Origin of the sequence: uncultured Cocleimonas sp., from assembly GCF_947495625.1 — a bacterium.
GTDB lineage: Bacteria > Pseudomonadota > Gammaproteobacteria > Thiotrichales > Thiotrichaceae > Cocleimonas.
Genome location: NZ_CANLZW010000062.1, coordinates 1 through 9,830, shown reverse-complemented (window position 1 = coordinate 9,830; position 9,830 = coordinate 1). Strand labels below are relative to the sequence as shown.

The 9,830-nt window shown below is 37.7% G+C and carries 7 protein-coding genes; 1 reads left to right on the top strand and 6 read right to left on the bottom strand.

Annotation, left to right across the window (positions count from 1 at the left end; translation table 11 throughout):
• Positions 1 to 373 precede the first annotated feature (373 nt).
• Positions 374 to 3,532: a DUF3427 domain-containing protein gene (locus Q1A31_RS20690; RefSeq protein ID WP_299881642.1), complete on the bottom strand. Its 3,159-nt coding sequence runs from the start codon at positions 3,530 to 3,532 to the stop codon at positions 374 to 376.
• 235 nt (positions 3,533 to 3,767) lie between these two features.
• On the opposite strand from Q1A31_RS20690, the gene Q1A31_RS20685 reads away from it, so the two are divergent.
• Positions 3,768 to 5,633 carry a DEAD/DEAH box helicase gene (locus tag Q1A31_RS20685; RefSeq protein WP_299881639.1) on the top strand — a complete coding sequence of 622 codons (1,866 nt, stop codon included), beginning with the start codon at positions 3,768 to 3,770 and terminating at the stop codon, positions 5,631 to 5,633.
• 684 nt (positions 5,634 to 6,317) lie between these two features.
• Here the strand turns inward: Q1A31_RS20685 and Q1A31_RS20680 are convergent.
• From Q1A31_RS20680 to Q1A31_RS20660, 5 genes are all read right to left on the bottom strand, one after another.
• The gene (locus Q1A31_RS20680) at positions 6,318 to 6,695 is read right to left on the bottom strand and encodes a hypothetical protein (RefSeq protein WP_299881638.1); all 378 of its coding nucleotides are present in this window, start codon (positions 6,693 to 6,695) and stop codon (positions 6,318 to 6,320) included.
• Positions 6,696 to 6,730: 35 nt separating this feature from the next.
• A complete protein-coding gene (locus tag Q1A31_RS20675) occupies positions 6,731 to 8,401 on the bottom strand; it encodes an SWIM zinc finger domain-containing protein (RefSeq protein ID WP_299881635.1) in 1,671 nt (556 codons plus the stop codon).
• Between the two features lie 394 nt (positions 8,402 to 8,795).
• On the bottom strand, positions 8,796 to 9,215 hold the full coding sequence (locus Q1A31_RS20670) for a type II toxin-antitoxin system VapC family toxin (protein ID WP_299881632.1): 420 nt from the start codon (positions 9,213 to 9,215) through the stop codon (positions 8,796 to 8,798).
• A gap of 2 nt (positions 9,216 to 9,217) precedes the next feature.
• Positions 9,218 to 9,445: an Arc family DNA-binding protein gene (locus Q1A31_RS20665; RefSeq protein ID WP_299881629.1), complete on the bottom strand. Its 228-nt coding sequence runs from the start codon at positions 9,443 to 9,445 to the stop codon at positions 9,218 to 9,220.
• Between the two features lie 149 nt (positions 9,446 to 9,594).
• Positions 9,595 to 9,830, bottom strand: a 236-nt coding sequence (locus tag Q1A31_RS20660; protein WP_299881626.1) for a hypothetical protein, incomplete at its 5' end; no start/stop codon positions are given.

The following is a 9,830-nucleotide window of genomic DNA, read 5'->3' as shown; positions in this document are numbered from 1 at the left end:
GTACTTATAGGCTGTTTTTGGTCACCCCCGTACTTATAGGCTGTTTTTGGTCACCCCCGTACTTATAGGCTGTTTTTCATTTTTGGTTAGACAAAAATGAATGTGGAAATATCAGGTACAAATAAACCCGGAAATTATCGGGCTTATTTGTCGATAAAATTGTGGGCAACCAAAATTTTCCTGGATGTAGCCTAGATAAGCGATAGCGTCATCTGGGTTTTGAGAGATTAATTACCAACAGTAGTGGGGCTAATTATGTGCCCAAAATCATACGTCAGATGGCGCAAGCTTATCTAACCTACGTATATGAGTTACCGCGTTTTTTTATTAAGTTAAGTCACCCCCCCTACTTTTAGGCACTTTTTATCTAGAATTAAGCGATTGATAAATGAGCCGCTTCACGAACCAAATGTGCTGGCATTGGATAATCCAACTCCCAAATAAAACTAATAGGACGGCTACCTTCATGACTTACATATTTGGCTGATCCAAGAAAATAATACGGTTCTGCTAGCCCTCCCTTTCTTTTGCGTTCTTCACGAACAAATATAAGTGGTGTATATCCTTCAGATTGATGGTTTATGTAACGTTTACCTGTTGGTGATTCTGCTGATGTATTGGACTGGCTCTGCCAATGAAACAGTGACTCATTAATTGCATAGTCCTCATATAAAGTCGTAGGTGAGTAATGCTTTTCAGACTTATTTAGTGTTACAAAGAAAACATCAGCTTTAAGATTAGCTAAATGCATCACCCCTTCACGCATAGCAGGTTGCACTTTTAATGTATGTCGTCCTAAACCTACTAAAATTTCTTTCAGTGTATATCGACCATGTAGTTTAAGCGGAGTATCAAACGGTAAAGTAACATCCATTGGCACACTCACAATTGAGTTTTTACACAGTCTCAATAAATCTTTTAGTTCACTTTTCAATGTGGGATTATCATCCAGCTTTCTAAAGCTTTCGCTGACGTTTGTCGCATTGAATGAATCACCCCAGAGCGTGAAATGTAACATTGTAAGTCGTTTAATATCATTATCAGATAAATGATTTTCATCGAAAGAATGATTTAACCAATCTACAACTTTGTTTATAAAACTATGATCATTGATGTGTAATAAACGACGAAAACCTTTTGTGAGTTGTGCTTCATCAGGCTCATTAAAATCAACCATTTCTCCTGCAAGTACACAAAGACGTGTCCATGAGGCTCGTTTATAAATTTCGTCTGGGTCCATTCGATAGTAATGAAGAAAGTTTTCTAAAGTTAATGCAAGACCAGTATCAGCGGTAAAACTTTGAATATGCTGAATAATTCGCGGCTTATTTCTAAAGAAAGATTCTTTAATATTTTTTAAAATTATCTCACGAGCCTGACGCTCCAGTTGGATGCTACAACCAGCTGGCAGATGGGGAAAATCATCATTAAGTTCGTCATCTATTCGTCGTTTTTTATTACTATTTAACGCGTTAAAACGCAAATCGTAACGAAAGTTTTTATGTGATTGCCCCACAAAATCAAGAACCGTTAAACAATCTTTATCATCACTAAGCCTAAGACCACGACCGAGTTGTTGAAGAAATACTGTTAATGACTCAGTTGGACGAAGAAAAAGCACTGTATCTATCTCAGGTATATCGACACCTTCGTTATAAAGATCGACCACGAAAATAAAATTTATTTCTTTGTTTACTAAACGTTTTTGCACTCTATTTCGATCTATTTTGTTTGTATCTGAAGTTAAAAAATCACTAGGAATGTTAGCTTGGTTAAACTTTTTAGACATAAACTCAGCATGACTTTTAGATACACAGAACCCTAATCCGCGAGTTTGCAATATATCCAATACCGTCTCTGTTGTTTTTTCTATAACCAACACTGCTCGATTGTCATCACCAGTAAGTAAGCTACTAATTTCACTGGGGACATACCCACCTCTACTCCATTTCAAATTTGAAAAATCAGCCGAGTCTGAAATACCGTAATAATGGAAAGGACAAAGCAATTTCCTATTGATCGCATCGGGTAAACGAATCTCTGCAGTAATATGATCGTCAAAATATATAGTTATATCTTTTCCATCTCCACGTTCAGGAGTTGCAGTTAGTCCCAATAGGCAATCAGGGTTAACATGATTAAGAAGTGCTTGGTAACTCATTGCAGATGCGTGATGAAATTCATCGATCACTATGTAGTCATAATGTGTAGCATCCAAGAGTTCTGTAAAGTCTCTAGCATTGTGAGTTTGAATTGAAATGAATAACTGATCTGTTTGTTCAGGCTGGATACCGTCAACCATTAAATCACCGAAATTTTGATCGCGTAATACAGTACGAAAAGTTATCAGTGATTGCCTGAGTATCTCCATTCGATGAGCCACGAATAGAAGCTTTGGTTCTTGATTACCATTTTTGTCTTTGAAATCAATACGCCACTGCTTAAAATCAAAAGCAGCAATCATCGTTTTACCCGTGCCTGTTGCTGCGACAATTAGGTGTTTCTGTCTTTGCTGAAGCTGACGCTCTACTTGTATTTGATCTAGTATTTCTTTTTGAAAGCCATAAGGTTTTAAATCAAAATTCGGTAATACAAAAGTTTCATTATCCGTATAAGAGTTACGTTCTGAGCTTAAAGCTTGCTTCAAACGCACTTCATCATCAGCGCGAAATGTTTCAAATTCACTATCATTCCAATAGGTATCGAAAGTACCTATAATTTTTTGCCATTGATAAGGCTGTTCGTACTGACTTATTTTAACTGTCCATTCGAGTCCATCTGTAAATGCTGCTTGTGATAAATTTGCAGAACCTACATAAGCAGTACTAAAACCAGTTTCCCTGTGAAAGGAATATGCTTTGGCATGTAACCGAGTTCGATGTGTGTCGTAACTTATCTTAACCTCTGTATTTGGTAATTTTTCTAACCACTGGATCGCTTTTAAATCAGTCGCCCCCATATAGCTAGTAGTGATAATCCTAAGTTTGTTATTTGGATTTTTAGTGAATTCCTTTAACTGCTCATTCATTAACATTACTCCACTCCATTTTATAAATGAAACAAGCATGTCTATTCTGTTTGCAGAAGCAATTTCCTTTTTTACTTGAGAAATAAGTGAAGGATCACGTTGAGTTCCAGTTAATAAAGAACCCAAAGCTAGTGGTGTATCTGGTCGCGAAGGTGACTTTTTGTCAGTAGCTTTTTCCAAAACAGCCATCAAGCGTTGCGCTTGCTCTGATACTTTGAAATTTTCTATTTCTTCTATATTTCTGGCTTGAAACACTTGAATGATTTCATTACAAATTGCAATTTGTTGATTAAGTCGACTTTGCTGTCTATCTTTATCTTTATCAATCCCTTCCTTTGACTTTACTTGTGATAAGCCTTGCGCCAAAACCCGGTACAAGTATTGAGCCAGAAAATTATGGCTATCAACAGCCTCTAAAGGCTCAAATATTGGGGAATGTTTACCTTCTTCTAATTTACGAGAAAGAACTAAGCTTACAATTTCTTCATACAGACCTATTTTCATCTAGATATTGTATGTAAGGGTATAACTCCATAGCAAATAGAATATATAGAAAAGATAAGAAAATTATATATCTAGACTCACCCCCCTACTTTCAGGCACTTTTTTTACAAAAGAATTACTTCCATCATATCCACAAGTTCAGAGCATGAATCAAAAACTCGTTTATCTGAAATATTTATTACCTTATTCAGAATAAAGTAGTATTGCCTTAATACAACTAATAATAAGAATGACAATGGCTAAGCTGATTCCATCCCTGAATAGCTGCCTTCGTAGAATGCAGGCGGGCGAAAAACGATTCGCAAGGCGTATCGAACAATTACTTGAAGATGACTATTTGTGCTGGTTTGAAATGCCGGTTGGCAAAAGACAGCGCTACACTGATTTTATAATTCTTCATCCATTGAGAGGTCTGCTTTTATTGGAAGTTAAAGATTGGAAAATTGACACCATCCAGTCAATCAATAAAAAAACATTCACAATCAATACTAACTCGGGACAAAAAACTCTCACAAATCCATTGGAGCAAGCTAGACAGTGCTCTTATCAACTCATAAATGAATTAGCCAAAGATCCTCAATTAATCAATAAAGATGGTGAAAATAAAGGTAAGTTAATTACACCTTATGGTTATGGCGTAGTTTTGAGTAATATTACTCGCAAACAATTTAATGACACTAATCTATGTAACGTTCTTCCACCTCACCAAGTCATTTGTAAGGATGAAATGACAGAAAACAGTGATCCTGAAGATTTCCAAAAACTTCTTTGGAACATGTTTATCTATCAATTCAAAAAACCATTAACAGTTCCCCAAGTAGATAGAATTCGTTGGCATATATTCCCTGAGATCAGAATCAATACTGGAATTCAAGACGACTTATTTGCAAATACAATTTCCAATAAATCTTCTAAAAAAGAAAAAATCATCCCTGAAATAATTAAAGTTATGGATATGCAGCAAGAACAGCTTGCTCGAAGTATTGGAAACGGTCATCGCGTTATCCATGGTGTGGCTGGTTCAGGCAAAACACTTATCCTTGGGTATCGTAGTTTATATTTAGCACAAACGATTGATAAACCGATTTTGGTGCTGTGTTTTAACATCACTTTAGCTGCACAACTCAGGCAAATAATGGTTTCACATGATATTGCTGATAAAGTGAATGTTTATCATTTCCATGATTGGTGTGGTGAGCAACTAACTCGCTATCATATTGATAAGCCAACTCATGGACCTAAATATGTTAATGAGCTGGTAGAAAAGGTAATTAAAGCCACAGAAACAGGAGCTATCCCAAGAGATCAGTATGGAGCAATTATGATCGATGAGGGCCATGATTTTCAGCCAAACTGGTTAAAGCTGATATCAAGCATGGTTAATCCAGATACTGATTCATTATTGCTTTTATACGATGATGCACAGTCAATTTATAAAAAGAAAAACCTAGATTTCAGCCTTTCTAGTGTGAATATTCAAGCTCGTGGCAGAACTACAATTCTAAGAGTTAATTACAGAAATACTGATGAAATCATCAAATTTGCATACCGATTTGCAAGTTATCATTTTAAAGCAGAAGAAAGTGACGAGGATCATGTTCCATTAATTGAGCCAACGTCTGCGGGACGTAAAGGCAAAGAACCGGCAGTCATGGTTCTTGAGGATCACGATCAAGAAATTAGATATATCATCCATGCTTTCAAAATACTTAATAGCAAATATTCGATTCCTTGGATGGATATGTGTGTAACTTGCCATAGTAAATGGATAGGGCAAAAATTGCAGTTAGCTTTTGTTAATGCTGGTATTCCTAGTAAATGGCTGGGAACTAAAAAAATGAAGAAAGAATTTAATCCGAATGATGATAGCGTCACAATCATGACGATTTATAGTAGTAAAGGATTGGAATTTCCTGTTGTTGCTGTATCTGGCGTCGGATTCATGCCAAGAAAAAATCATAATAAAATATCTGAAGCAAAATTATTATATGTAGCGCTAACCCGCTCTACAGAGAAGCTTTTAGTCACAAGCCATGTTGAAAATGAATTTACAAAAGAGCTGGGCTACAAAACCAAAGAAGTTGAAATTACAGAAATATAATTAAAAATGACACCCCCGTACTTTCAGGCACTTTTTATCACTTCTGTTCAAATTCCCATCCATTCAAATTCGACACCTATCTCAAGAAATATTGGGCTAGGATGAAGGTTGTTTGAGCGAAGGATGAGCGAGTTCCCTTCAGCCTGCCCATCGACGTTTCCTTCGGAAAAGTAGCGATATACTTTTTGGCTCTTTGGTGAGCCTAAAAAAGCAATTATTTTCTCACTGAACTCAATACTAAGATGTCGTAAAATCAACGGCATTTTTGATTCGACCGCGTCTCACCCTAAAGGGTCGTCGTCACTACGTTCCAACGTTGTCTCGGCTATCGCCTCGGCTGGTTACGTTTTTGTTGCTGTAGACAAAAAGGTATCTCGTAGCTACGCTACGAAACAATTCAAGGTCACCCCCCTACTTTTATGTGTTTTTTGTCCATATTAAATGAAAAACACACCCTACGGGTCGTCGTCACTGTGTTCCGACGTTGTCTTCGCTGCGCATCGGCTGGGCACTTTTTAAGTTATTGCTTAAATAGGTTTATCCCAAGAACTATCATTGTACTTCGACAATTCCTTGCGGAATTTCCGATGGATTTGTCGGTTCCGCTTCGGCTGATTACTTTGTTATTGACGCAGACAACAAAATAACTCGTAGCTTCGCTACGAAATCATAGTTGAAAACTATTTAGTATTTGCCTTTTAGCCATCTTTTAGCGGTTAACTTCCTAAGTCGGCTTTTATAACGAGTTGTTAGGTCTTTATCTTCTGTTCCTAGTGCGTCGTTTATATGTCCAAATACCACTGAAGCAACCGCATGTATTGTTTCGTGTCTGTTTAAGCCTTGGCGCCTTAATCTTGCATATGCGTCTTCTGTTTCTTTTTCTTTTTGGGCTAGTTGATTTTCGACAATACAATGTGCCGTCGCATGGATAGAAACAATTGAGTCATCTATTTCATCTTCTTCATTCTGCACATATTCTTCAATCAATCCCAGCCTTTCATCTTCATCAAGGGCTAGCCAAACATCTGGTTCTATGTTTTTTGAAGGGTTGTATCTATCCATAAATTAATAATCCATCTTGCTTGTTATTTCACTAACTATTTAGCTGAGTCGACATCGCCAAAGGCCTTTTTAAAAATTTCTAACATGGAGGGTCGGTTTTTATATTGTAAGGTTACTTCACGTATGAGTTGCTTGGCAATAGCTTCACCCATTGGCAACTTTTGTAACTTTTTTATATCTCTGACCGCTTGCTGATAAATTTTACGGTGCGTTTGTTTTAATTCATGTTGAATAATAATTGCATAAAAGTTGGCGCTTTCTTCAGGAAACTCTGCATTGAGAATATTTAAATGGCGTTTGAACAAGCTACTCGCTTCGTATTCATTGCTTTGAATTAAATCAAATAATTCTCTAAGCTGCTTTTCTTCGGCGTATATTTCTGACTGACCATAAATTTGTCGGTATTTTCCCAGCATTTTAGTGGCGTATTCAGCTTGCACTGTTTTCCATTCAGTTGCGGTGTAGCTGGCTTTTAATCTGCGGTATAACTCAATTTTAAAAGCCGATCCTTTTTGCAGTTTCAATATTTCTGAGCGCAGACTATCAACGTCGTTGGTCTGCGTTGCGATATCAATCAGAACTTCTCGCCAGTCTGCTTCGGTACCAGGATGTTGTCGATCTCTTGATAATTTAATACCTTGTTTAATTAAAGATCGAGCCGTAGTGTAATCTTGTTCTTTTATCGCTTTATCCACAAATATTCTGCGAATCTCGGGGATTTCGATTTTTTCTAAGGCGAATTCTTCAGCTTCTGTTGTTCGACCCCAATCTGATAGTTGCTCGAGTTTCTTCTTATTGAGTGACTCAAGTTCCCATGTACTACTTGTATCAGTTAAGGCTTTATCTATTGCTTGAAAGTAGATTTCCTGAAGGCCTACCTTGTTACTGGCCCATTTTACACTAAGATGATCTAAATATTGTTCAAGTCCATAAGCTCCCAGCTCGCTTTCAAACTCCCAGAATAATACTTGCTGGTAACATCTTAATTGTTGCGTTGTAGTTAATTCAGGGAAAGCACCGTCGAGCACATCTGCTATATCTATTACAAGATCTGCCAAGTCACCATTAGAGTCGTCGATAGCATTGACGACTTTATTCATCATGCTTTCAAGGATTTTAAAGCAGCTGTCTACTCGTACTTTTGCAGCGATTTTTGATGAATTAAGTGCCTGCGTTAACTCCCATGTTTCACGAGAAAACCCTTTCGCGGACTGGTAGTCAATCATCCCTCTTGAGGAATATTTTTTAATAATAGCGTGAAATCGGGTGCGGTAATTCGTAGCGGTTAGTTTTTTGCCTATGTCACTCTGAGAATTCAGTGTTGCTTTGATTTTCTTTGCTTTATCAGGACTTATTTCAGCAATGATCGCTTCAAGTTGTTCTTCTCTGGTGGGTTGCTTAGCTTTTAGAGCGATGACATTTGAGGTTGTCTTAACATCGTTGTTACGAATACTTAGCAATGTAGCCACAACATGTTTACAGATGGGGCCATTGTAAGGGCAACTGCAATACCATTGCCTGATTGAATTATGGTTCCAGCCACCTAACATCACTTCAACTTCGTAGATTTCTGTTCCTTCGATTGAAGCTTCCCATAATCCTGCATGGAATTCGTTCAAATCTTCTACCAATCCTTTGTTGAAGTAGTCTTCCCCGCGCTTCATGATGGTTGGGTTAATGTCTGATTCAAAATCATCTAAATTCATAATTCACACAAATACGTCTATTGAGGGAGTCATTATATGAGATCTTGGTGAGCGTTTAACCGAAAAAATTATGAAACTAAAACGTTCTTGGTTAATTGACCATTGTTCCTCGACGATTCCTTACGGAATTTACGACGGGCTTTAGTGAGCTTATCGTTTTGTTGTTTAAAACGAATAACTCAGCCGAATGAAATGAGACAACAGCTTTAGCTGACCCGCAGGGTGAGGCTTTAGCCGAATGATGATTTGACTCGTCATTCTTGGCATTTGGTATGCGACTAGTTCTAATACAATTGAGACTTAATAGATTTAGCGGTTTATCGATCATTGTACGTCGACGATTCCTTACGGAATCTACGACGAACTTTTCTGGCTCCTGATGAGCCTAGAAAAGCTACCCTTCAAAAGGATTAAGCAACTCAACTCCACAATCTTCGAAATCCTTTATATTTCTTGTCGCCAACGCAAAACCATTTGCTAAAGCAATTGCGGCTATTTGTCCATCTGGAACACTCATGGGACGACCAGCTTGGTGTTTGTCTCCCATCACTCTGGCGAAGTTTTTCGCGGCTTGCTCGGTGAAATCCAGAATACGGTATGAAAATGCTTTTTTAGTAAATTGTTCAAAACGAAGTTGTAATTGTTGCTTACGTTTTCCTTCTGGAAGAACGTATAAGCCATACCCAACCTCTGCTATGGTGATACTACTTAGAAAAAGTTGTGGGGTTTGTTGCTCATTAAGCCAGGAAATTACGTTTGAGTTCGGGTCTGGGCGCATCATCTCCGATACAATATTGGTATCAAGTAATATCATTCCTACAGTTGTATTGGTTGATGAGGTTTATGATCCGGGATTTGCAAGTCTAGCCCCTGCTCTTTACCAAAATACTGTAAGGCCATATCACCTAACCGAGCTGGATTAGACACTGCTTGTTCAATGATACGACGCACCTCTTCTTCCATCGAAACTCCATGTTGGGTTGCACGATTACGCAATTTTTCAACAACTTTATCATCCAGCTTTCTTATACTTAAATTTGCCATTATCTGACTCCTACTAGCTATAATTTTAACGATGCTAGCACATGATAGCACTTAAAACAATTCTACATATTTAACTTGTCATTTCTGACTTCTGATAAGCCTAGAAAAGCCACCCCCCTACTTATAGGCGTTTTTTTATAATTATTTCCCTAAGTTCGAATCACTGATTGCCTCAAGAAATAATGGGCTAGGATGAAGGTTGTTTGAGCAGAGCGAGTTCCCTTTATCCCTATTATTTCCTCACTGGATTCAAAACTACGATGTTTTAAAATGAACAGCCTTTTTTTATTCGACTGCGTCTCACCCTCAAGGGTCGTCGTCGCGATGCTCCAACGTTGTCTCGTTACACTTGTATGGTATTTCCAGCCTTTATCTACGATCATAG

Coding starts and splice junctions, on each gene's coding strand:
- Q1A31_RS20690 (WP_299881642.1), bottom strand. CDS start 3,532: ATGAAAATAGGTCTGTATGAAGAAATTGTAAGCTTAGTTCTTTCTCGT.
- Q1A31_RS20685 (WP_299881639.1), top strand. CDS start 3,768: ATGGCTAAGCTGATTCCATCCCTGAATAGCTGCCTTCGTAGAATGCAG.
- Q1A31_RS20680 (WP_299881638.1), bottom strand. CDS start 6,695: ATGGATAGATACAACCCTTCAAAAAACATAGAACCAGATGTTTGGCTA.
- Q1A31_RS20675 (WP_299881635.1), bottom strand. CDS start 8,401: ATGAATTTAGATGATTTTGAATCAGACATTAACCCAACCATCATGAAG.
- Q1A31_RS20670 (WP_299881632.1), bottom strand. CDS start 9,215: ATGATATTACTTGATACCAATATTGTATCGGAGATGATGCGCCCAGAC.
- Q1A31_RS20665 (WP_299881629.1), bottom strand. CDS start 9,445: ATGGCAAATTTAAGTATAAGAAAGCTGGATGATAAAGTTGTTGAAAAA.